Source organism: Microbacterium sp. SD291 (genome assembly GCF_017355365.1).
Taxonomy (GTDB): domain Bacteria; phylum Actinomycetota; class Actinomycetes; order Actinomycetales; family Microbacteriaceae; genus Microbacterium.
Window position 1 is genome coordinate 1 of record NZ_JADIJR010000011.1, and the last position, 23,173, is coordinate 23,173.

At 69.2% G+C, this 23,173-nt stretch carries 19 protein-coding genes; 9 read left to right on the forward strand and 10 right to left on the reverse strand.

Features of this window, described 5'->3' with window-relative positions; translation table 11 throughout:
• The coding region (locus IPV10_RS08075) for a glycerophosphoryl diester phosphodiesterase membrane domain-containing protein (protein ID WP_207482586.1) at nucleotides 1-1,252 on the reverse strand (1,252 nt) is incomplete at its 3' end.
• Between the two features lie 95 nt (nucleotides 1,253-1,347).
• Here IPV10_RS08075 and mtrA point away from each other — a divergent pair.
• From mtrA to hpf, 5 genes are all read left to right on the forward strand, one after another.
• The gene (gene mtrA / locus IPV10_RS08080; protein WP_207482589.1) at nucleotides 1,348-2,028 is read left to right on the forward strand and encodes an MtrAB system response regulator MtrA; all 681 of its coding nucleotides are present in this window, start codon (nucleotides 1,348-1,350) and stop codon (nucleotides 2,026-2,028) included.
• A 7-nt stretch (nucleotides 2,029-2,035) separates the two neighbouring features.
• On the forward strand, nucleotides 2,036-3,718 hold the full coding sequence (mtrB, locus tag IPV10_RS08085) for an MtrAB system histidine kinase MtrB (RefSeq protein WP_207482591.1): 1,683 nt from the start codon (nucleotides 2,036-2,038) through the stop codon (nucleotides 3,716-3,718).
• Entirely contained in the window at nucleotides 3,715-5,448 is a 1,734-nt protein-coding gene (locus tag IPV10_RS08090) for an LpqB family beta-propeller domain-containing protein (protein WP_207482593.1), read from the forward strand. The genes mtrB and IPV10_RS08090 overlap by 4 nt, the downstream gene beginning before the upstream one ends.
• Nucleotides 5,449-5,556: 108 nt before the next feature.
• On the forward strand, nucleotides 5,557-6,231 hold the full coding sequence (locus IPV10_RS08095; protein ID WP_207482595.1) for a ComF family protein: 675 nt from the start codon (nucleotides 5,557-5,559) through the stop codon (nucleotides 6,229-6,231).
• A 93-nt stretch (nucleotides 6,232-6,324) separates the two neighbouring features.
• Entirely contained in the window at nucleotides 6,325-6,981 is a 657-nt protein-coding gene (hpf, locus tag IPV10_RS08100) for a ribosome hibernation-promoting factor, HPF/YfiA family (protein ID WP_207482597.1), read from the forward strand.
• A 107-nt stretch (nucleotides 6,982-7,088) separates the two neighbouring features.
• Here hpf and IPV10_RS08105 read toward each other — a convergent pair whose 3' ends face one another.
• The gene (locus IPV10_RS08105) at nucleotides 7,089-8,408 is read right to left on the reverse strand and encodes a hypothetical protein (protein ID WP_207482599.1); all 1,320 of its coding nucleotides are present in this window, start codon (nucleotides 8,406-8,408) and stop codon (nucleotides 7,089-7,091) included.
• Nucleotides 8,409-8,471: 63 nt separating this feature from the next.
• Nucleotides 8,472-9,074 (reverse strand): PadR family transcriptional regulator, encoded by a 603-nt coding sequence (locus IPV10_RS08110; protein WP_207482601.1) that lies wholly within the window; start codon nucleotides 9,072-9,074, stop codon nucleotides 8,472-8,474.
• A gap of 166 nt (nucleotides 9,075-9,240) precedes the next feature.
• Here IPV10_RS08110 and secA point away from each other — a divergent pair, with 166 nt between their 5' ends.
• The gene (gene secA / locus IPV10_RS08115; RefSeq protein ID WP_207482604.1) at nucleotides 9,241-12,039 is read left to right on the forward strand and encodes a preprotein translocase subunit SecA; all 2,799 of its coding nucleotides are present in this window, start codon (nucleotides 9,241-9,243) and stop codon (nucleotides 12,037-12,039) included.
• 60 nt (nucleotides 12,040-12,099) lie between these two features.
• On the opposite strand, the gene IPV10_RS08120 is transcribed toward secA, so the two are convergent.
• Genes IPV10_RS08120 through IPV10_RS08140 form a run of 5 tightly spaced genes read right to left on the reverse strand, consistent with a single transcriptional unit; the run spans nucleotide 12,100 to nucleotide 18,294 of the window.
• The gene (locus IPV10_RS08120; protein ID WP_207482606.1) at nucleotides 12,100-13,701 is read right to left on the reverse strand and encodes a hypothetical protein; all 1,602 of its coding nucleotides are present in this window, start codon (nucleotides 13,699-13,701) and stop codon (nucleotides 12,100-12,102) included.
• Complete coding sequence (locus tag IPV10_RS08125; protein WP_242684777.1) at nucleotides 13,698-15,122, reverse strand: DUF1116 domain-containing protein; 1,425 nt, start codon at nucleotides 15,120-15,122, stop codon at nucleotides 13,698-13,700. The genes IPV10_RS08120 and IPV10_RS08125 overlap by 4 nt, the downstream gene beginning before the upstream one ends.
• A complete protein-coding gene (gene fdrA / locus IPV10_RS08130; RefSeq protein WP_207482608.1) occupies nucleotides 15,122-16,669 on the reverse strand; it encodes an acyl-CoA synthetase FdrA in 1,548 nt (515 codons plus the stop codon). Before fdrA ends, IPV10_RS08125 begins: the two co-directional genes overlap by 1 nt.
• Nucleotides 16,670-16,690: 21 nt before the next feature.
• Complete coding sequence (locus tag IPV10_RS08135; RefSeq protein WP_207482610.1) at nucleotides 16,691-17,323, reverse strand: ankyrin repeat domain-containing protein; 633 nt, start codon at nucleotides 17,321-17,323, stop codon at nucleotides 16,691-16,693.
• Complete coding sequence (locus tag IPV10_RS08140; protein ID WP_207482612.1) at nucleotides 17,320-18,294, reverse strand: DUF2877 domain-containing protein; 975 nt, start codon at nucleotides 18,292-18,294, stop codon at nucleotides 17,320-17,322. Before IPV10_RS08140 ends, IPV10_RS08135 begins: the two co-directional genes overlap by 4 nt.
• Before the next feature lie 135 nt (nucleotides 18,295-18,429).
• Between IPV10_RS08140 and IPV10_RS08145 the strand changes: the two genes are divergently transcribed.
• The 3 genes from IPV10_RS08145 to IPV10_RS08155 are packed head-to-tail and all read left to right on the forward strand — an operon-like array spanning nucleotide 18,430 to nucleotide 21,347.
• On the forward strand, nucleotides 18,430-19,383 hold the full coding sequence (locus IPV10_RS08145; RefSeq protein ID WP_207482614.1) for a carbamate kinase: 954 nt from the start codon (nucleotides 18,430-18,432) through the stop codon (nucleotides 19,381-19,383).
• 35 nt (nucleotides 19,384-19,418) lie between these two features.
• On the forward strand, nucleotides 19,419-20,111 hold the full coding sequence (locus IPV10_RS08150) for a GntR family transcriptional regulator (RefSeq protein ID WP_207482616.1): 693 nt from the start codon (nucleotides 19,419-19,421) through the stop codon (nucleotides 20,109-20,111).
• Nucleotides 20,112-20,120: 9 nt separating this feature from the next.
• The gene (locus IPV10_RS08155) at nucleotides 20,121-21,347 is read left to right on the forward strand and encodes a pyridoxal phosphate-dependent aminotransferase (RefSeq protein WP_207482618.1); all 1,227 of its coding nucleotides are present in this window, start codon (nucleotides 20,121-20,123) and stop codon (nucleotides 21,345-21,347) included.
• On the opposite strand, the gene IPV10_RS08160 is transcribed toward IPV10_RS08155, so the two are convergent.
• Together IPV10_RS08160 and IPV10_RS08165 are read right to left on the reverse strand one after the other, a co-directional pair.
• Nucleotides 21,271-22,509 carry a P-loop NTPase gene (locus IPV10_RS08160; protein WP_207482620.1) on the reverse strand — a complete coding sequence of 413 codons (1,239 nt, stop codon included), beginning with the start codon at nucleotides 22,507-22,509 and terminating at the stop codon, nucleotides 21,271-21,273. The two genes, IPV10_RS08155 and IPV10_RS08160, sit on opposite strands and share 77 nt — an antisense overlap.
• Nucleotides 22,506-23,126 carry an SAF domain-containing protein gene (locus tag IPV10_RS08165; RefSeq protein WP_207482622.1) on the reverse strand — a complete coding sequence of 207 codons (621 nt, stop codon included), beginning with the start codon at nucleotides 23,124-23,126 and terminating at the stop codon, nucleotides 22,506-22,508. The genes IPV10_RS08160 and IPV10_RS08165 overlap by 4 nt, the downstream gene beginning before the upstream one ends.
• Nucleotides 23,127-23,173 lie beyond the last annotated feature (47 nt).

The following is a 23,173-nucleotide window of genomic DNA, read 5'->3' on the forward strand; positions in this document are numbered from 1 at the left end:
CCGGATAGGCCTGAGCCGGATATGTCTGCCCCGGCTGAGCCGGGTGAGCCTGAGCCGGGTACTGCACCGGGTACGGCTGCACCGGGTAGGACTGCACGGGGTAAGGCTGGACGGGCTGCTGGTAGTCGTAGCCGGCCGGCATCGTCGCCCACTCGGGGACCTGCTTGGGCGGCGGCGTGCTGCTCACCGCTCGCGTCGCGTCCACCACGAACGGATCGCCGAGCTGGTCGTCGGTCCAGCCGAGGTCGCGTCGCTCGACATACGTGATGAGCGTCTGGTCGAGCCCCTCGTAACGCATGCGGCAGTCGAGGTAGACGAGCGCACCCGCCGTGCTCTGCACGACGAGCGTGATCGCCTGCAGCACGAGCAGAAGGATCTGCGGGGCGAGCAGCGCGAAGACGAAGGTCATGACGGCGCCGGTGTCCATGGAGCCGGTCGGCGCGATGATCGTGCCGAGCATCGAGCTGAGCAGCGAGACGGGCAGGCTCACGACCTGCATCGCGATGCCCATGATCACGCTGATCAGGAATGTCACGCCCCAGGCGACCCAGAACCGGCCGCGGGTCAGCCGCCATGACCGCACCAGCGCCTCGCGGAACCGCGCCCGCTCGAGCACGAGGATCGACGGGACCAGCAGCAGCTTCGTCGTGAGCCACACGATGAGCGGGATGCTCGCCAGGATGAGGAGGACGACGACCACCACTACCAGGCCGATGAGTTCGCCGCCGCCGCCGCCGAGGCCGCCGGCCAGGGCGCCGGCGATGATCAGGAAGACGATGATCATGAGGCCGAAGACGAACAGCACGGACAGCGACGAGAATGCGGCGAGGCGCCAGAACGAGGGGGCCATCCGGCGCCACAGCGTGCCGAGCGACGCCTTGACGCCGATCGCGGCGTAGCCCACCTCGGCCGCCACCACGCCCTGCATGAGTGACGTGAAGGCGACGGATGCCAGGCCCACGGCGATCCCGGCGACGACGTTCATCGCGATCGTGCCTGCGAGGACGGCTTCGAAGTCAGGCGACGATCGCGACACGGACTCCAGTCGCGTGAAGGTGGTGACCAGGACGAAGCCCATCACGCTCGCGCTGAGGATCACGACGACCAGCTGGATCACGACGCCGAACCCGAACAGCACCTTCGGGTTGTGCCGGAGCGCGGCGAACGCCTTCCCCAGCAGCATCCCGAACGTCAGCGGGTGAAGCGGGATGATGCCCTTCTTCGGGGCGGGCGTCCATGTCTGACCGCTCACCGGCCCTCCCTCCGTCGTGCGCTCCCATCGTGTCACAACACGTGCGTGGTGCGCAGACATGGGACCGTCGCACCCGGTGCCATAAGGTAACAGTTATGACCTCACGCATTCTTGTGGTCGACGATGACACCGCGCTCGCCGAGATGATCGGCATCGTGCTGCGCACGGAGGGCTTCGAGCCCGTGTTCTGCGCCGACGGTGCGCGGGCCGTCGAGGAATGGCGGACCCAGCACCCCGACCTCGTGCTGCTCGACCTCATGCTCCCTGGCATGGACGGCATCGAGATCTGCACCCGGATCCGCGCCGAGTCCGGCATCCCGATCATCATGCTCACCGCACGCAGCGACACGTCCGACGTGGTCAGGGGCCTCGAAGTCGGCGCCGACGACTACATGGTGAAGCCGTTCAATCCCAAGGAGCTCGTCGCACGCATCCGCACGCGGCTCCGCCCGGCACCGCAGACGGTCGGGGAGCAGCTCCGCGTCGGGGATCTGACCGTCGACGTCGACGCGCACGAGGTGCGCAGGGGGACTGCGCCGATCGCCCTCACCCCGCTGGAGTTCCAGCTTCTCGTGGCGCTCGCCTCCAAACCGCAGCAGGTGTTCTCGCGCGAGATGCTCCTCGAACAGGTCTGGGGCTATCACTACAAGGCGGACACACGCCTGGTGAACGTCCATGTGCAGCGGCTGCGTGCGAAGGTCGAGCTCGACCCCGACAATCCCAAGATCGTCATGACGGTGCGTGGCGTCGGCTATCGCGCCGGGAGTGCTGGCTAGGCGCAGGATGGCCGCGACGACAGCGACCACCACGGCGGTCGCTGTCCTGCGCGACTGGCGCGGCTGGCCGACGGTGCTCGCGACGCTGTGGCGGCGTTCGCTGCGCTTCCGCACTCTCACCGTCACGCTCCTGCTGACCTCGACGGCGATCTTCATCACGTGCGTCACCATGGCGCTCGTGATCCAGAACGACCTCTTCGAGTCACGCAAGAACGAAGCGCTCGAAGACGCGCGCCGCGCGGTCGATCAGGCACAGGCGACCCTCGACGTCGCAGAGGTGGGCGACAGCCCCGTCGCGCTGCAGGAGCTCTGGGACAGCATCCGCGACGATCTCGCCCGCAACACCGCAGCCGACCAGCTCGCCGCCATCCGCATCGACGGCGACGCGGGGGCCGTCCCGCTCACCGGCTTCACGGCCGGACTCAGCGCCAACAACATCAGCTCCGGTCTGCGCAATCGGGTCGTCCAGTCCGACGACGTGCAGTCCTGGCAGTCCGTGGCGCTCGAGGTCGACGCGCGTCAGGGCGTGCCGGGGATCATCGTGGGGCAGCAGCTGCGCGTGCCGGAGGCCGGGCCGTTCGAGGTGTACTTCGCCTACGACCTCGCGGACGCCGACCAGACGCTCGGGTTCGTGCAGCGCACCCTGTGGATCGCGGGCATCGGTCTCGTCGCGATCGTCGCGGCGATCTCGTACATCGTGCTCAGGACCGTGTCGACGCCGATCGTCGAGGCCGCGGAGACCAGCGCGCGGCTGGCGTCCGGCGACCTCGCGGTGCGTCTGGAGGTGCACGGGGAGGACGAGCTGGCTACACTCGCACGCTCGTTCAACGCGATGGCGGACAGCATCGAGTCGCAGATCAAGGAGCTGGGCGAGCTGTCGCTCGTGCAGCAGCGATTCGTGTCCGACGTCTCCCACGAGCTCAGGACGCCCCTGACCACGATCCGGCTCGCCGCCGACATGCTCAACGACCAGCGCGAGGACTTCGACCCCACCACATCGCGCACCACCGAGCTCCTGCACACCCAGGTGCAGAGGTTCGAGACCCTGCTGTCCGACCTCCTCGAGATCAGCCGCTACGACGCAGGGTCCGTGCAGCTCGAGCTCGAGGCCACCAGCCTCGCCCACCTGGCGGAGGACATCATCGAGCAGATGAGGCCGCTCGCCGAGGGGCGCGGCACCGAGCTCCGGCTGGTCGCCCCCGGCGGCTACACGCCGGTGGACATGGATCCGCGGCGCGTTCGCCGGGTGCTGCGCAACCTCATCGGCAACGCCATCGAGCACGGCGAGGGGCGACCTGTCGTCGTGACGGTGGACAGCAACCAGCACGCCGTCGCAGCGGGAGTCCGAGACTCGGGGCTCGGCATGGATCCGGCCGACGCGGAGCGCGTTTTCGACAGGTTCTGGCGCGCCGATCCGTCCCGTCAGCGCACGATCGGCGGCACCGGGCTGGGGCTGTCGATCGCGCTCGGGGATGCGACCCTGCACGGCGGCAGCCTCGCGGTGTGGTCCGAGCTCGGCGTCGGCACCAACTTCGTGCTCACGCTTCCGCGCCACGACGGGGTGATCGACGGGCCGTCGCCGATCCTGGTCGAGCCGCAGGAGCCGCTTCTCGAGTTCGGCGATGCGACCCAGCCGATCCAGCTCGCCGAGCTTCCTCCCGACCTGTTCGACGAGGAGAGCATCCGATGACGACCCGATCCGAACGCGCCCTGCGCGCTCTCGCGCTCGCGGCCGCCGCGCTGCTGCTCGCGGCGTGCAGCGGCCTGCCGACCAGCGGAGACGCACAGCAGGGACTGGCGCTGGGGGAGTCCCCGGAGGCCCCCGACTTCCTGCTCGTAGCATCGGGTCCGGTCGACGGCGCGGGCCCCGCCGCCATCGTCGAGGGCTTCATGGAGGCCGCGATCACCCCCGCTGACTCGTGGGCGACGGCACGGAAGTTCCTCACCCCGGAGTTCGACGACTGGCAGCCCGCAGCCGGCGTGTCGGTGGACGTCAGCTCGGCATCGCGGGTCGTCACGGCATCCGTCGAGCAGGAGGAGGAGGCGGCGGAGGAGGCGGCGGCGGAAGGCGACACCGCCGAGGTCCTCGTCCGGATCGACCAGGTGGCGAGCGTCGACGCGAACGGCGCGTACTCAGAGGCGTTCGGCGCGTCGACCCTCTCCTTCGCCGTCGAGCGCATCGACGGGCAGTGGCGCATCTCGGAGGCACCGGATGGCGTGGTGATCGACGAGTCCCGGTTCGAGCGGGTCTACGAGAGCTACGCGCTGCAGTACTTCGACCAGGCCTGGAAGCGGCTCGTCCCCGACGTGCGCTGGTTCCCGCGCCGCGCGACGGGGATCGCGACGACCATCACCCGCTCCCTGATCGACGGCGCGCCGAGCGTCTGGCTCGAGCCCGCGGTGCAGACGGCGTTCCCTCGCGACGTGCAGCTCGCCCGCGATGCGGTGCCGATCGACCAGGATCAGGTCGCCGATGTCGCGCTCAACACGGCGGCCCAGAGCCTCGATCAGACCACGCTGGCACGCATGCGCACGCAGCTGCAGTCGACTCTCGAGGCGGCCGGCGTGAACGTGAATAAGGTGCGCTTCAGCGTCGACGGACGCTCGCTCGACGCGGGCGTGGTCGAGCTGGTGGAGGAGCCCTCCGACGCCGGCAGCATCGTGCTCGCGGACGGCGTGTTCGGCACCGTGCTCGGCGACGAGATCACGCCGATCCCCGCGGTGAGCGAGGACCTCCTCAGCATCTCGCAGCCGATCGTCGCGATCGACGTCGCAGCCGACGATTCCTTCGCCGCCCTCCAGCTCGACGACGGTCACGTCTACCGCGCCGGGGACGGACGAGTCGACGAACTGGACGATCGCGCCGGGCTCATCAAGCCGTCGATCGACCCGTACGGGTACACCTGGTCCGTGCCTGCCGGCGACCCGAAGGCGCTGCTGGCGATCGGCGCCGAGATCGCCGGGCAGAGGATCGAAGGGGCATGGCCGGAGGCCTCGTCGATCTCCGCGGTCAGGGTGGCAGCCGACGGCGCGCGGGTGGCCGCCGTCGTGATGGTGGGCGCGCAGCGCTGGGTGGTGGTCGCCGCGGTCATCCGCGACCCGTCAGGGCTGCCGACGGAGCTCGGTGAGGTGAAGCCGCTGACTCAGCTCGGCGGGCCGGCATCCGCTCTCGTGTGGCTGGGGCCCGATCGCCTCGCCGCGCTCGTGGAGCTCGACGACACCGCCGTGCTCACCCAGACGGTCGGCGGCATCGGCGCCACGGAGACGGCGCCGACCGACGCCGTCTCGGTGGCCGGCTCGCGGACGGTCATGGGGCTGAGGGTGCTCGGCGCCGATGGCGCGGTGTTCGCTCGCAGCGGGTCGGCATGGCGCGAGTCGACGGACGGCGTGCTGGTGCTCGCCACCCGCGCGGGGCACTGAGCCCGCCTCTCCTGCACCGGATGCCGTCGCGAGCGAGTCATCCACACGACGCGCGCTCTCCCGCCTGCGGCGCATCTGCCGAACCAGCCGCCGGGGCAGCATCGACGGATGCCGTCATCCACCGGTCTCCACGCCGTCGCCGTCGAGGTCGCAGCCTTCCTCCTCGCCGCCACCTGTCCTGGCTGCGACGAGCCGGGCACCCTGCTCTGCGATCGCTGCCGCCTCACCCTCGTACCGGCGCCGCTCGAACTGCGCACCCCTGAAGGCCTGCGCGTCCGCGCAGCGCTGCCGTTCGAGGCCGTCGCCGCGCGATGCATCCGCCGGCTCAAGGGGGAGGGCGAGACGCTCCTCGCGCATCCGCTCGGCGCGGCGCTCGCGGGAGTGCTCCTGGAGGAGCTCCGCGAGGATGTCCGTCCGGTGCCGGTCCCGACGGGGTCCGCCGCCTTCAGGCGTCGTGGCTACCGCGTGCCGGAGCTGCTCATCCGGCGGGCGGGAGCAGTGCCCCGGCGTGTGCTGCGCACGGTCGGCGTGCGCACCGACCAGCGCGGTCTCGGCGCTCGCGAGCGCACCGACAACGTCCGCGGCAGCATGCGCGCGACGCGCGCCGGTCATGGCGCCGAGGTGGTTCTCGTCGACGACGTCGTCACCACCGGGGCGACCCTGGATGAAGCCTCTCGTGCTCTCCGCTCTGCGGGATTCGAGGTCCTCTCGGCGGTCGCGCTGGCCGCCACTCCGCTTCACCGCGGACGCACAGGCCATCCATGGAAGACACGAAGAAAATGAGTCGTGACATTGGCGGGTGAGCGGACTACGTTGGGGGTCACAAGGCGACCACGGTCCGCCCTTGGCCGGGAGGACCGGGACAAGGAGACAGCAATGGAAACGAGCATCGTCGGCGTCGGAGTGGGAATCACCGATCGCTTCCGAACCGTTGTCGAGGAGAAGATCGCCAGGATCCAGACGCTCGCGTCCCGAGCGCAGCGGCTGGATGTCAAGGTCACTCACCGCGTGTACCGGAACGGCCACGTCCCCGACGAGACCGTTGAGCTCACGCTCGTCAGCAAGGGGCCCGTCGTGCGGGCCGAGGCCACCGACGGCGACAAGTTCGTCGCACTCGACCTCGCGGTCGACAAGATGTCCGAGCAGCTGCGCCGGGCGAAGGAGAAGAAGGTCGACGGCCGTCACCACCCGCGCGGCGCGCACTTCGAGAAGGGCAGCGGAGCCCTCGAGGGGATCGACGTCAAGCCCGCGTCCGTCGACGTGCTGCACGCCGTCGCGACCGGCAGCGTGCCCGTCCAGAACGACGAGGAGGAGACCTACTCGCCCGTCGTCATCCGCACCAAGAGCTTCGACGCCGAGTGGATGAGCGTCGAGGAGGCGGTGGACCGGATGGAGCTGGTCGGACACGACTTCTTCCTCTTCGTGGATGCGAGCACCGACCACCCGAGCGTCGTGTACCGCCGCAAGGGCTGGGACTACGGCGTGATCGCACTGAGCACGCAGGCTCCGCCCGCCGAGGCCCTCGCCTCTTGACAGGCACACCCGCCTGACAGGCACAGCCTCCCGAACGACAGAACGGCCCGCCCCCTTCCTGAACGATCAGGCAGGGGGCGGGCCGTTCTCACGCAGCGCCTCCGACGTCAGTCGAACATCCCGTCGAGGAGGCTGCCGATGACGAGTCCGCCGAGGATGCCGGAGGCGATGTCGCCGCCGCCGCCTCGTCGGCCGCCGCCGCCCCAGCCGCCGCCGCCCCAGTTCTGATCCTGCGGGCGGGAGGAGTCGATGTCGCGCTGCGCGAGCTGGAGCGCCTCCGACGCCAGGTGCGCGACGCGCCTGGCGCGGGTGAGAGCCTCTTCCCGGGTGTCCTCGGAGGAGAGCAGGTCGGAGAGATCGATGCGCAGGCGCTCGGCCTCGGCGAGGCGCGTGCGCGCATCGGCGCCGATCCAGCCGCGGTGCCCGGAGATGAGCCCGCGTGCGACGCCGAGCTGACGGTCGGCGTCGTCGATCGCATGCTGGACCTGCTGGATGCTGGGCAGCGGATGCTCGGCGCGATGCCTGGCCTTCGCGATCGCCTCGTCCAGCGCCGAGTTCGCGCCGCGCAGCTTCGACAGCTCGGCGAAGGGGTCGTTCGGGGTGCCGGCCGGGCTCAGCGCGCTGAGCGCCTCCTGGAGGCCGGCCACGGCCTCGGCGACCGCAGGCACCTGCGGTGCGGTGCGCGCGGCGATCAGGTCGCCCCGGGAGTCCGCGACGATCTCGGCGAGGGTGGACTCGGCGCGCAGGGCCTCGATCTCGAAGTCCTCGACGGCGTCCAGCAGGGCGGAGGCACGGCGGGTCGCCTCGGTCGCCGTCTCGAGTGCGAGGTTCGCCTCCTCGTTCTGCTTCGCGGCGCGGCGGCGCTCCGAGACGCTCGCCCCGTGCGTCGCGAACGCGATGAGCTGCTCGGCCTCGGCCGCGCTCGCGGTGATCTGGTGCATCGCGGACTCCGCGTACCGAGACGAGAGCCGGCCGATGCTCTCCTTGGTGTGCGGGATCCGGGCGCTGAGCGCCTCGGCATCCGCTCGCACCTGCGCGATGATCTCGGGTGCTCTGCGCACCTTGGCGACCGACTTCGCGAGCACCGCAGTCTTGTCGTCGAGCAGGTCCTGGGCCCAGTCGCACAGCTGCACGATCCGGGCGTTCCTGGTGCGCAGCTCCTCCGGGGTGTCGGGGATCTCGTCGTGGTTGAGCTGGTGCAGCTGGAAGGCCTCGCGAAGGTGGGTGCGCACCGCGCTCAGCGCCGTCCTCAGGTCGCCGGTCAGCGATTCGCCGAGCTCTGCCTCTGCGAATACCAGCTCATCGCCGGTCGTGCGGATGCGCTCGTCTGCCGCGACGAGCGCCTGCTCGGCCCGCCGGGCGAGGTCGGCGTCCTGTGCCGCGAGTTCTTCCTGTTCGCGCTTGCGTCTACCCCAAATTCCAGCCATGAACCCGATCCTAGTTTCCGCAGCGACTTCTCAGGCTGTGCATCCGCTTCAGGCGAACGGAGATCAGGCCACCGCGGCGGCCTCGGCCTTCGCCGGGCGGCCGCGCTTCGGGCGGATCGTGGTCAGTTCGAGGGCCATGGCGCGCTGCGGGTGCTCGCGCAGACGCGCCTCCACGTGATCGAGCCAGCGCACCTCCGCCTCGGCGGCGAAGATCATCGAGTCGACCACCAGCGACCACGCCAGCCCCTCCGGAGTGCCGGGCTCGGCGGACTCGCGTGTGCGGCGAAGATCCTCCAGCCGGCCGGCGGATGCCGCACGCTGCGTGCCCGTCACCGACGCGGCGTCCGCGCCCGGAAGGGTCGCGGCGACGGCGAGCTTGATCGCCAGTTCGTCGCGGGTGCCGGAGGCGCGCACGACGGGGGAGGAGAGCCAGGTGGCGACCTCTTCGCGACCGGCATCCGTGACCTGCCAGTAGACGTGACCGTGATCGTCCTGATCCGCGTGCACCGCGAGCCCGTCCCGTTCCAGCCGTTCGAGCGTGTTGTAGATCTGTCCCACGTTCAGCGGCCAGGTGGATCCGGTGCGCCGGTCGAACTCGTGTCGCAGCTGATAGCCGTAGCACGGCCCCTGAGCAAGGATGGCGAGCAGGCTGTGGCGAACGGACACGGTGACCTCCTGAAGTCCTTTCCGAGTATATGGATACCCGGAAAAGCTCGGATGCAGCGCCGTGCAGACGATCTGCAGGTCACGGGCCGGTAACATGACAACGTATGTCCGGTGTTCGCCCGAACGGCGGCCGGGCAGTTCACACACCGACAGGGAGATGACATCTGTGGCCAATCCTCTTGAGAAGCTGCTGCGCGCGGGCGAGGGGCGGATCATCCGTCGCCTGAACCAGGTGGTGAAGGCCGTGAACGCGCTGGAAGAGGACTTCGCGAAGCTCACCGACGAAGAGCTGCGGAACGAGACCGTCGAGCTGCGTGAGCGCTTCGGCAAGGGCGAGACCCTCGACCAGCTGATGCCGGAGGCGTTCGCCGCCGTCCGCGAGGCCGGCAAGCGCACCCTGGGAATGCGCGCGTACGACGTGCAGATCATGGGCGGCGCCGCCTTGCATCTCGGGAACATCGCGGAGATGAAGACCGGCGAGGGCAAGACCCTTGTCGCGACCTTCCCGGCTTACCTGAACGCCATCGCCGGCGAAGGCGTCCACGTCATCACCGTCAACGACTTCCTCGCCAGCTATCAGGCGGAGCTCATGGGCCGCGTCTACCGCGCGCTCGGCATGAACACCGGGATCATCGTCTCGGGTCAGAGCCCTGCCGTGCGCCGCGAGCAGTACGCCGCGGACATCACCTACGGCACGAACAACGAGTTCGGCTTCGACTACCTGCGCGACAACATGGCGTGGCGCAAGGAGGACCTGGTCCAGCGCGAGCACTTCTTCGCGATCGTCGACGAGGTCGACTCGATCCTGATCGACGAGGCCAGGACCCCGCTGATCATCTCCGGTCCGTCCTCGGGCGAGGCCAACCGCTGGTTCTCCGAGTTCGCGAAGATCGCCCGCACCCTGGTCGCCGGCGAGGACTACGAGGTCGACGAGAAGAAGCGCACCGTCGGCGTCCTCGAGCCAGGCATCGAGAAGGTCGAGGACTACCTCGGCATCGACAACCTCTACGAGTCCGCGAACACTCCGCTGATCTCGTTCCTGAACAACTCGATCAAGGCGCTCGCCCTGTTCAAGAAGGACACCGACTACGTCGTGATGAACGACGAGGTCATGATCGTCGACGAGCACACCGGGCGCATCCTGGTCGGACGGCGTTACAACGAGGGCATCCACCAGGCCATCGAGGCGAAGGAGGGCGTGCCCGTCAAGGCCGAGAACCAGACCCTCGCCACCGTCACCCTGCAGAACTACTTCCGGCTCTACGACAAGCTCGCCGGCATGACCGGCACCGCCGAGACCGAGGCGGCGGAGTTCATGTCGACCTACAAGCTCGGCGTCATCCCGATCCCGACGAACAGGCCGATGATCCGCAAGGACCAGTCCGACCTCGTCTACAAGAACGAGACCGCCAAGTTCGCGCAGGTCGTCGAGGACATCGCCGAGCGCCACGCCTCGGGGCAGCCCGTGCTCGTCGGCACCGTCAGCGTCGAGAAGAGCGAGTACCTCTCGCGCCTCCTTGCGAAGAAGGGCGTCAAGCACGAGGTCCTCAACGCGAAGAACCACGCTCGCGAGGCGGAGATCGTCGCGCGCGCAGGACGACTCGGCGCCGTGACGGTGGCCACGAACATGGCCGGCCGAGGCACTGACATCATGCTCGGCGGCAACGCCGAGTTCCTCGCGGTGCAGGACCTCAAGTCGAAGGGTCTCGACCCCGTCGAGACGCCGGAGGAGTACGAGGTCGCCTGGGACGAGACCTACGAGTCGATGAAGCAGATCGTCGCCGAGGAGGCCGAGAAGGTCATCGAAGCCGGGGGGCTCTACGTGCTCGGCACGGAGCGGCACGAGTCCCGCCGCATCGACAACCAGCTGCGCGGCCGGTCCGGTCGCCAGGGAGACCCCGGTGAGAGCCGGTTCTACCTGAGCCTCACCGACGACCTGATGCGCCTGTTCCAGTCGGGCGCCGCAGAGGCGATCCTGTCCCGCACGAACTTCCCCGACGACGTGCCGATCGAATCGGGTCTCGTCTCGCGGGCGATCCGCAGCGCGCAGTCGCAGGTCGAGGCGCGCAACGCCGAGATGCGCAAGAACGTCCTCAAGTACGACGACGTGCTGAACCGTCAGCGCGAGGCCATCTACGCCGACCGACGCCACATCCTGCAGGGCGACGACATCGCCGACCGGGTGCAGCACTTCATCGAAGACGCGATCACGAGCGTCGTCACCGATCACACCGGCGAGGGCCACAACGAGAGCTGGGACTTCGACGCGCTCTGGACCGAGCTGAAGACGCTCTACCCGGTGGGCGTGACGATCGACGAGGTCGTCGCGGAGGCGCAGGGCCGCAAGGGCGGGATCACCGCCGACGGCCTCACCCGCGAGGTCATCTCGGACGCGATGATCGCGTACGAGAAGCGCGAGGAGTCGCTCGGCGAGGCGGCCACCCGCGAACTGGAGCGCCGGGTCGTGCTGCAGGTGCTCGACCGTCGCTGGCGCGATCACCTCTACGAGATGGACTACCTCAAGGACGGCATCGGCCTGCGGGCGATGGCGCAGCGCGATCCGCTGATCGAGTACCAGCGCGAGGGCTACGCGATGTTCCAGTCGATGATGGGACAGATCAAGGAGGAGTCCGTCGGCTACCTCTACAACCTCGAGGTCGAGGTGCGCCGTGCCGGAGACGCTCAGGCGACCGAGGTCGAGGCCAAGGGGCTCGCGAACGGAGCAGGGGAGCAGCGTCTCGAGTACTCCGCAGCCAATGACGCGGGAGAGGTCGAGGTCCGCAACGACCGCGGCCAGGTCCAGCAGGCAGCGACCGACCGGCTCCGTCAGGCGGCCGCAGGCGCAGCCGCCGCTCAGCCGGAGGCCGAGGCCCCGCGCGGAGCCTTCGGACAGAAGACGGATGTTGCGGCCCCCGCCGCCGCGAACCGCGAGCAGCGTCGCGCACAGGGCAAGAAGAAGAAGTAGCAGGAGGCATGGAAGAAGGGCCGATCCCGGTGGATCGGCCCTTCTTCGTTTCCGATCGCGTCAGACCGACGCGATCGTGAACTCGTCCTTGGCGGTGAAGGTCGCCTTCTCCTTCGTCACGCTGTCCTGTATCCACTTGGCCAGGAACAGCAGCGCGACCATCAGGTACGAGACGGCGAACATGACCTGCGGGTCCGCCAGCCCCATGCTGAGATCTGCGATGCGAGGGATCGGCGCGTGGATGACGCCGAAGAACGCCACGATGGCGGCGATCAGGCCGACGATCGCCCCGCTTGCGGCCCTGTTCCGGATCGCGAACACCGCGATCATGCCCCACAGCAGCGACGAGAGCGGTGCGCCGTTGCCGAGTGTGCTGATGCCGCTGTAGTACGTGCCCGCCGCATTGAGCGCCTGCGCACCCACCTCACCGGCGTTGGTGCCGGCGGACTTCAGCACGTTGTTCACCAGGCTGTTGCCCCAGCTCGCGATCCACGGGAACAGGGCGATGAACACGACCGGAAGCTCCACCCTCGGCGTCTCTCGCACCGACTGGGTCGCGGTGACCACGCCGATGTAGATCAGGATCGGCGCGATCGCGGCCAGCGGGACGATCGACAGCAGCACGGCGCTCAGCCCGAACAGGCCCACCGCGAACATCGTGATCCCGTTGAGCATCGTGTATCCGATTCCTGCGCCCATCTCCTTGTAGGCGGTGTGGCCGATGTACACAGTCACCGGGTAGGGGTTGCCCATCAGCGCGCCGATCATGGTGGCCGAGCCGTTCACGAGCATGACGGGACGCGCCTTGTACGAGTCGCCCGCAGCCTCCGCGGCCTCGATGTTCTCGAGGTCGAACACGTAGTTCGCGAGAGCCAGCGGCACTGCCGAGGCGAGGTACGGAGCCGAGTGCGCGAGGCCCTCGACGAAGTTGCCGACCGACACCTGCGGCGGGTTGAACCCGGCGTTCGAGAGCGCCGTCTGCACGGCCTCCGGGCTCTGCAGCCCGAACGCCCAGGCCGCGGCGCTTCCGATGATGAGCAGCAGCAGCCCAGTGGGGATCTTGCCCAGGAACGGCACGCGGCCGAACCAGTTCATGAACACCAGCACCAGCACGATGAAGGCGACCACCGGGTACTGGAAGCTCTGCAGCATCGGGTTCATCGCCAGCAGCAGCAGTCCGAGGCCCGCGAGGCAGGCGAGCAGCACGGAGCGGGGCACCGTGCGACGGAGCACGTCGCCGAAGAAGGAGCCGACGAAGAGCATCATGCCCTCGAGGAAGCCCCAGACGAGACCGACGCCGACAGCCAGCTCGGCGTTCTGCGTTGTCGAGTACACCGGCAGGATGACGAGGAAAGTCACCGTGAAGATCGACGGAGCGCTGGGACCGGACGGGAGGGCCACGACGTCGCCGCGACCCTCCTTCGCGGCCAGCCGCCTGGCGAACCACACGTACATCGACGAGGTGATCAGGATCGAGAGACCGAAGGCCGGGGCGATCCGACCGACCACGATCTCGGACGGCAGGCCCGCCATCGTCAACAGCGCGGTGAAGGTGATGATGTTGGTGAGGTTGTTGGTGAACAGGGCGAAGAACGCCGCGATGTCACCCTTCTTCCACCACTTCAGCTCGCTGCCCGTGGCGACGGGCGCGACCGCGGTCACGGCTCGATCGTCTCTGCGAGGGCGACGAGCGCCTGCTGGAACGCCTCGACAGGCGGATGGGTGGTGCCGGCGCCGATCATGCCGATGCCAGGGTCCTTGTGAGCGATCGCGGTGTTGATGATCGGCAGGATGCCGGTCTCCATGACCTTGCGCACGTCGATGCCGGTGGGCACGCCCATGAAGCCGAGCGCGGGGATCGTGATGTTCGGGTTGCTGCCCGTCGTGATCGCGTTCATCGTGCGCGAGTAGCCCATCGCCTCGTCGACCGTGCCGCCGACGAGCGCGACGATCGCCGGAGCCGCGGCCATCGCGAAGCCGCCGATGCCGAAGGTCTCGGTGATCGCGGAGTCGCCCATGTCGTGGCCGGAGTCGGCTTCGGTGTAGCCGGCGAACATCGGGCCGATGACCTGCTGCGCCGGTCCCGTGAACCACTGGCCGCCGGTGCCGGACACGCGGATGCCGAAGTCGACGCCGTTGCGCGCCATCGTCGTGACGACCGTCGAGTTCTCGATGCCGTTCGCGGCATCCATCGATGCCTTCGCCGCGACCATCCAGGTCGGACCGGAGAAGTAGTCCGAGGACGCGACGAAGTCGAAGACCTCGCGCTTCTCCTTCGTGGTGAAGTCCGTCTCGAGGATGTACGGGGCCAGCGCCTGGATGAGCAGCGTCGTGCCGGCGACGTTGCGGTTGTGCGCCTCGTCGCCCATGTGCAGCGCTTGCGAGAGCATCAGGCGGAGGTCGAGCCCTCCCTCGTTCAGCGCCATCGCGGCGGAGAGCACCGGACCGAGCACATCGCGCATCCAGTTCAGGCGGTCGATGACCGACTGATCGTTGGCGCCGAAGCGGAGGATCTTCGAGAGCTGCTCGGAGAGATTGGTGAACGCGGTGTTGCCGTGGGCACGGTTGGTGACCTTGTGCACCCACATGCTCGCGCTGGTGACGCCGGCCATCGAGCCGACCGACTGATGCTCGTGGCAGGGGGAGAAGTCGATCTCTCCGGAGGAGGCGAGCTCGAACGCCTCATCGAGATCCTTCGCCAGACCCTCGAAGACCAGCGCGCCGGTGACCGCGCCCTTCATCGGGCCGGACATCCGGGTGAACTCGATCGGCGGGCCGGCGTGCAGGATGGTCTTCTCGGTCATCCCCGGCACGGTGTCCAGCGCCTGGCCGAAGCCCTCCAGGAACGGCTGCGAGGAGAGGATGCGCTCGAGGGCGACCTCGTTCGCGGCGTTGATCTTCTCGGCGACCGCAGGGTCCTCGAGGCGGCTGAGCGCGGCGATGACGTCGGGGTCGCCGCCGCCCGGCGGGGTCCAGTCCATCAGCACGGGCTGGACGCCCTGTGCCTGCAGATCCTCGGCGAACATGTCCAGGCCGAGGTTGACCGGCTTGAGGCCGGCCGAGAACAGGTCGTTGACACTCATCAGTTGTCACCCTTCGCGACGAATTCGCGGGCCAGCAGCCCGAGGTTGGTGGAGGAGGAGGCGATGGTCACGCCGGCGGCCTCGAGCTGAGCCACCTGGGCGTCGAAGGCCGGCGTGTCGATGTCCGTGCCCAGCACGTAGCCGAGGATCTCGAGGTGCTGGCCGCGCGCCGCAGCCTTGGCCTTGGCCTCGGCGATGGCGGGGATGGTGACGCCCACAGGGTCCTCGTGGGCGCCGAAGCCGAGCACGAAGTCCATGGCGATGACGCCGACCTCGGGGTCGTCGGCCTCCTGGACGAGCCGCTGCAGGCGCAGGGACGGGTCGATCATCGGGTGCGGACGGCCGTTGGTGAAGTCGTCGTCGCCCATGTCGAGGAAGGTGTGCTCGCGGGAGGCATCCGTGGCGCCCGTCTTGTACGCCGGGTCCTTCTGGATGTTGGAGTACACGTTGTCGTACTTGTCCAGCGCGGTGAACATGGCCTCGTCGCAGAGGGTGCCGCCGCAGAACAGGCCGCGGATGTACTTCTGCTCCGGCGCGAGCTTGGCGCGCACCTCCTCGACCAGCGGGATGTTCAGCGGGTGCTTGTCGAGGGTCGACTCGTCGATGCCCGAGGCCACCACCGCGGCGATGGCGAGGGGCTTGGTGCCCTGGACCATGGTCACGTTGTCGTACCCGGAATCGGTGCGGTCGGAGCCGAGGAAGGTGACGAAGACCGGCTTGGAGGCGGCGCCGGCCACGGCCAGCACCTTCTCGGCGACGTCCTCAGCCGGAGGCTTCGAGACGATCACGATGACCGCGGTCTCCGGGTCGGCGTCGAGGGCGTTGATGCCGTCGATCATCGAGATGCCGCCGATCTCGGTGCTGAGGTCGCGACCGCCGGTGCCGATCAGCTGCGAGACGCCGCCGCCGAAGTCGTGGATGCGGACCGAGACCTCCTGGCTTCCGGTGCCGGAGGCCCCGACGATGCCGATGCTGCCGCGACGGACGGCGTTGGAGAACGCCAGGCCCACGCCGTTGATGATCGCCGTGCCGCAGTCCGGCCCCATGACCAGCAGGCCATTCTCATGGGCCAGGGTCTTCAGCGCGAACTCGTCCTCGACGCTCACGTTGTCGGAGAAGATCATGACGTGCTTGCCGGCGTTCAGCGCCTTGCGCGCCTCGCGCGCGGCGAAGGCGCCGTTGACGGAGATCAGCACGAGGTTGCTGTCCGGGACCTCGGCGAACGCGCCGTCGAGTGTCCGGTAGCGGATCTCAGCCGGGCCGCCGGATGTCTTGTTCTTGCGTGCGAGGATGTCATCGACCGCCTGGATCGCCGTCTCGATCGCGTCGTCGTCGGCGTCGATGACGATCATCAGGTCGCTGGGCTTGGCGGCGTCGATCGAAGCGTCCTCGACGCCGACGTTGAGAAGCACCTCCTTGTTCATCGGAGTCGCCATCCCGAGCAGCGCCTGGGTGACCCCCTCGACCGCGTTCGCCTTGGTGCTCATCGACATGAGCGAGACGGAGTCGAGGTAGGTGTTCTTCCTGATTTCGATATGCCTTGTCATAGTGGTCCTTTCGGGGAGGTGTCAGGCCTGGTGGCTCTCGAGGATGCGGACGATCTCGTCGAAGCCGCGCTGCCTGGCGAGCTCCACCGGTGGGACGCCCATCGGGTCGGGCATCCCGGGCTTGGCGCCGTGTGCGAGCAGGAGTTCGACGATCTCCTGACGAACAGGCCCGCCGTCGCCGAGGATGATCGTCTCGATCAGCGCTGTCCAGCCGAGATTGTTCGTGAGGTTGACGTTGATGCGGGTGTTCTCGAGCAGGTAGCGGACGACCTCGAGGTGCCCCTTCTCCGCGGAGGGGGTCAGGCCGTTGCCCCCCATCCGGGTGAGCCGCTTGAGGTCGGTGCCCGCCTCGACCATGGTCATGACGAGTTCGAGTTCGTCGAAGATGCAGCCGTGGATGAACGGGTTGAAACAGGTCTGATCCTGCGCGTCGATGTCGACGCCCTCGGCGATGAGCGCGCGGACGACGTCGAGGTGTCCTCCGCGAGCCGCGCGCAGGATCGCCGTGGCCTCCTCGCGGTCAACGGCATTCTTGTCGGCGCCTTCGGCGAGGGCGGAGCGCACGCCGTCGAGATCGCCGGCTGCGGCGCGCTCCAGATAACGCTGATCCGTCGCTGTCAGCTCCAGGTGCCGCTGGTCGGTGGTCGTGCTCATCGTGTGTTCTCCTTGGGGTCGAGCGGTTCGAGGGCGAGGGCGAGGTCGTGTTCGGGGACTCGGGGCCTTCGTGCGCCGGCGGCGAGCTCGAGGGCGAGTCGCATCCCGGTGAGGATGTCGGCGCCCGAGCTGTGCCCGATCGCGAGGATCCGGCCGGCAGCGTCATTCAGAGAGGCGAGGTCCTGAGACCCGAGGGCCAGTGCGAGATCGTGCATGCTCGCTCGTCCTCGGCCGGCGACGGCGGCGCGGAGGGTGACGACGCTCAGCATCGTCGTGCGCGATCCGGCGATCTCGACGGCGTGCCGGAGCGGCCGCATCAGCGCGGTGAGTCCCGAGGACTCGTGAGCTGCGAGGAAGGCGAGTCCGGTGAGGATGTCGTCGCCGGACGGGGTGAGTCCTTCGCCGAGGCCGGTAAGGCGCTCGGCCGCCTCCTCGACCGGCGCGCCAGGGCCACCCCGGAGCAGAGCGACAGAGGCGTGGCGAAGCCGCGAGAGACCTTCGCCCAGAAGCGCCGCACTCGCCCGGCCGAATGCGGTCTGGGGTGTCTGCGCCCGGAACAGCGAGAGCGTCGCGTGCGCGTCGACGAGAGCGGTGCGCCCGAGGCCGGCGAGGTCGGCTGCTGCAGGCAGCCAGCATCCGGCTTCCTCGAGATGGATCGCCCAGCCCGCCTCGCGCGAGTCGATCCGGATCTCCGACGGTGTCGCGTGCGCGGCGTCGCCGACGCCGGGGCGGAGCTGCGCCCACTGCGCACGGGGGACGCGAACCGTCCACGGTGCGTCATCGAGCCGGTCATCGGCCAGGGCGATCAGATGATCGCCGAATCGGAGATTGACGACCCGCCGGTGCACGGAGTGGACGACGCCGGGAACGCCGAAGGGCGACCTGGGGTCTCTGCTGCGCGAGAGCGTCTCCGCAAGCGCTGCGTCCCAGGTGGTCGCGGTCATCGCGACGAGGGGTGCGACGGGGGTCATCGTCTTCTCTCCATCGCCGCGGCGAGTGGATCCCGTCGCGGCTTCCCTAACGGTATACCATTAGCAAAGATGGCATACCGTCACAGTGGGTGAGTCTTTTCGACTGCCCGGCATCCGAACTTCAAAGGAGAGATCATGCGCGTCGTCGTCGCACTCGGAGGAAACGCACTTGCCCGTCGCGGGGAGCCCATGACCGCCGAGTTCCTGCGGGCGAACGTCAGGTCGACCTGTGAAGCCCTCGCGAACCTCGCCAGGGACAACGAGCTGGTGATCACGCACGGCAACGGCCCCCAGGTGGGCCTGCTCGCGCTGCAGAACCTCGCATACCAGGATGTGGCGGCCTACCCCCTCGACATCCTGGGCGCCGAGACGCAGGGCATGATCGGGTACGTCGTGCAGCAGGAGCTCTCCAACGCGCTCGGTGGTGCGCGGGAGGTCGCCGGCATCATCACGACCACCGTCGTCGACGAGGCGGACCCCGCATTCGATCGCCCCACGAAGCTGATCGGACCGCAGTACTCGGCTCATGATGCGGCCGAAGCCGCCGCGGAGTACCGCTGGACCATCGCGAAGGACGGGAACGCGTTCCGTCGCGTCGTCCCCTCGCCCAATCCGCTCTCGATCGTCCAGGCCCCGCTGATCCGCCGCCTGCTCGAGGCCGGCAGCCTCGCGGTCTGCGTCGGCGGGGGCGGCGTCCCCGTCCGCGCCGACTCCAAGGGACGTCACGTCGGCGTGCAGGCGGTCGTCGACAAGGACCTCGCGAGCGCGGCGCTCGCGGCCGACATCGGCGCCGACACGCTCATCATGCTCACGGACGGCGACTACGTCAGCGAGAACTGGGGCACCCCCGAGCAGCGCGACATCCTCACCGCCTCGGCCGACGCGGTCGCCGCGATGAAGTTCGCCGAGGGGTCGATGCAGCCCAAGATCGACGCCGCGATCCGCGTCGCGCGCGCCGGCGGCCGCACCCTGATCGGCCCGCTCGACCGGCTCGACGACCTGCTCGCCCGCCGCATCGGCACCGAGATCGTCCCCGCTCTCGACGAGGGCATCGTCTGGGTCGAGAAGAAGGCCGCGAAGCGCGGCTGAGGGGCACGCGGGGGTCGCGGTGGAAGAATGACCCTGTGAGCAAAGCAGACGAGCGAGTCCTCGAATCGACCCGAGTCGCCGACTGGCTTCGTGACACCATCATCGATGGAGTGCGCGAACCGGGCAGCCGCCTCATCGAAAGGGACCTGGCGGCCGAGGTCGGCGTGAGCCGGGTCCCGGTCAGAGACGCACTCAAGGTGCTCGAGGCCGAGGGGCTGGTCACGCTCCGGCCGCGCACGTGGGCGGTCGTGCGGGAGTTCACCGCTGCCGACATGGCGGATCTCGACGAGGTCCGCTCGGTGCTCGAGCCGCTCGCGTTCCGTCTCGCGGCTCAGCGTCATCGACGCGACGGGCTGGCGCAGCTGCGGCAGGCGCTCGAGGCGGAGAAGGCCAGCGCGCTCGCCGAGGACCGCATCACCTCGCGCCGGGCCGCAGCGGATTTCCACGAGGTCGTGACCGAACTCGCCGAGAACCGGCTGCTGCAGGACCTGATGCGCAGCATGCGCAGCAAGCTGCGCTGGGGCCTCTCGCAGCACGACGACCTCGCGCACGTCACGGACGAGCACCAGGCGCTGTTCGACGCGATCAGCGATCGCGACGAGGAGCGTGCCGGCGCGCTCGCCCTCGCGCACATCGACAGCAGCCGGCGCGAGCGCGAGGCGCACGAGCGGGCGCTTCGGGCCGCGGCGGGACGAGCGGCGAACGAGCAGGTCTCGGGACGACGGTAGGCTTTTGCGATGACTCCATCGCGCCACTTCGACCAGTCGTCGAAGCTCAAGAACGTCCTGTACGAGATCCGTGGGAACACGCTCGTCGAGGCGGCGCGGCTGGAGGCCGAGGGGCACACGATCCTCAAGCTCAACACCGGGAACCCTGCGATCTTCGGCTTCGAGGCCCCGTATCAGATCGTCCGCGACATGCTGGAGGCGCTCCCGACGTCACACGGCTACAGCGACAGCAAGGGCATCGTCTCAGCCCGCCGGGCCGTCGTCAGCCGTTACGAGGAGATCGAGGACTTCCCGCGCTTCGACCCTGAGGACGTCTTCCTCGGCAACGGCGTCTCCGAGCTCATCACGATGACCATGCAGGCGCTCCTCGACGAGGGCGACGAGGTGCTGATCCCCGCCCCCGACTATCCGCTGTGGACGGCCATGACCAGCCTCGCCGGCGGGACGCCGGTGCACTACCTGTGCGACGAGGATGACGAATGGCAGCCCTCCCTCGAGGACATCCGCTCGAAGATCACGCCGCGCACCAAGGCGCTCGTGATCATCAACCCGAACAACCCCACGGGCGTCGTGTACTCGCGGGAGATCCTCGAGGGTCTCGTCCGGATCGCCAGGGAGCACGAGCTCCTGCTCCTCTCCGACGAGATCTACGACCGCATCCTGTTCGACGACGCCGTGCACATCCCGACCGCGACTCTCGCGCCCGACCTGCTGTGCCTGACCTTCAACGGGCTCTCCAAGACCTACCGCGTCGCCGGCTACCGCTCCGGCTGGCTCGTCATCACAGGTCCGCAGTCGCACGCGAAGGGGTTCCTCGAGGGCATCAATCTCCTCGCCTCGACGCGGCTCTGCCCGAACGTCCCCGCGCAGCACGCACTGCAGGCGGCGCTCTCCGGCGTGCAGTCGATCGACGCCCTGATCGGCCCGTCCGGTCGCCTCCACGAGCAGCGCGACATCGCGTGGGAGGGACTGGAGGCGATCCCTGGCGTGTCCTGCGTGAAGCCGCAGGGGGCGCTGTACGCCTTCCCTCGCCTCGACCCGAACGTGCACGAGATCAGAGACGACGCGAAGCTCGTCTACGACCTGCTCGTCTCCGAGCACATCCTCCTCGTGCAGGGCACCGGGTTCAACTGGCCGACCCCGGATCACCTCCGGCTGGTCACGCTTCCCGAGCCGCGCGTGCTGGCAGAAGCCGTCGAGCGCCTCGGGAACTTCCTCTCGAGCTACCGGCAGTAGCCGCATCGCGCGTCGTGGTCGAGCGGGCCAGCCGCCGCACGGCCGCGACGAACGCGGACCTCGGGGTGAGATCCGCCATCGGACGGGCGTGCAGCAGAGCGGCATCCGCCGCGCGCTGATCGAACGGCAGGAACGAGACCTCGGTGATGCCGGCGAACCGCTCCAGGGTGCGCCGCACCTGTCCGCGTGCGTCGATGCCCAAGGGGCCGGGGCGAACCTGATTGACGACGACGGTGATCGGCGTCGGAGAGGTGAGGCGACGCAGCTCGGCGTGATCGCGCAGGAACCGGCTGATGCCGAGCGGGTCGGCGGACGCGACGGCGACGATGGCATCCGCCTCGCGGAGGGCGGCGACGGTCGCGGCATGCCGGCGGGGCCCGACCAGATCGTAGGTCGCCTCGTCATCGGCCTCGAAGGCGGCCGAGACGTCGACGACGGTCTCCTCCGCCCAGTGGCGGCAGGCCCGCAGCGCCGACTCCACCCTCGGCGCGGAGAGCTCGGGCCAGCGGCTCGGACGGTTGAGGCCGCCGAGGACGTCGATCGCGCCGGCGCTGGTCTCGAGAGCGATGGCGAGACGCGTGAGCTCCGCGTCGTCGAGGGCGCCGAGCTCCGCGCGACGGCACGCCGCAGCGATCCCCGGCGCGTCATCGCTGAGCCCGAGCAGGAGTGCGAGCGACGGTGCGACGGTGTCGGCGTCGACCAGGGCCGTCCGCCTGCCCGCGCGGGTCAGCTCGACCGCGAGCTGGATGGCCAGTGTGGAGCGACCGGGTGAGCCGGGTGGCCCCCACACGACCGTCACCCGATGCGGCGGGCCGTCTGCCTCCCGGTCCGGCATGCGCGGCGCGTCGGCGCTGAGCGCCGCGGCGACCTCCCAGCCGCTCGCCTCAGCGGGAAGCGCCGCGGACAGGCCGAAGCGCGTCAGGAGTCTGCTGTCGCCTTCGCCGAGCGGGACCACTCGCACGCCGGCGCGATCGCATGCGCCGATCAGCGCCGAGGTCAGCACTCCGCGAGTGGCCGGGACGAGGACGGCATCCGCGTCCGGGGGCAGGGGCAGGAGCCCGTCCGGCGTCACCACCGCGACCACGTCGACGCCTTCCAGCTCCAGCTCCGCGGCGAGAGCGCTCGCGCGCGGCTCCGGCACCGCGATGATGACGACGGTCATGATGTCGCACCGACGGGCACGACCGACAGCGCTGAACCGCCGGTCATCGCCGCGAGCACGTCGGCGACGTCCGCACGGTCGATGACGATCTCCACCGCGGTGCCGTCGGATGCGAGCATCCCGTCGGATTCGAGCACGGCGGCGACCGTGACGTCCGCGACGAGGATGCGCGGGGCGTCGTGAGCGCGCCCGTCGTCGAGCGGTGGTGCGTGCCAGAGCTCGACGACGGTGCCGGCCGCGACATCCGCAGGGATGCCGGTGCTGCTCTCGACGACGATGGTCGTCGAGCGGCTGTCGTCGGCGTCGGCCGCTGCGGTCGCGGGGAACAGCTCGCCCTCGGACACCGTGCGCGCGGCGACCTGGCCGGACTGCAGATCCTGAGGCGCGAGGTAGTCGCCGGTGAGGGACCCGAGCCCGACTTCGACGACCTGGAAGTCGGAGGAGGCGAGCGCCTCGCCCTGCACGATGGTGCGATTCGCCTGCAGCACCGGTGTCGTCCGGCCTGAGGACGAGACGACCAGCCATACCCCGGCGATCGAGACGACGACGAGGGCGATGCCGATCAGGAAGCGGATGTCGCCCCAGAACGCGCGTCGAGAGCGGGTGAACTTGGTCATGGCGCAATCGTCACAGAAATCCGCGGATCACCTCGTGAGTTATCCAC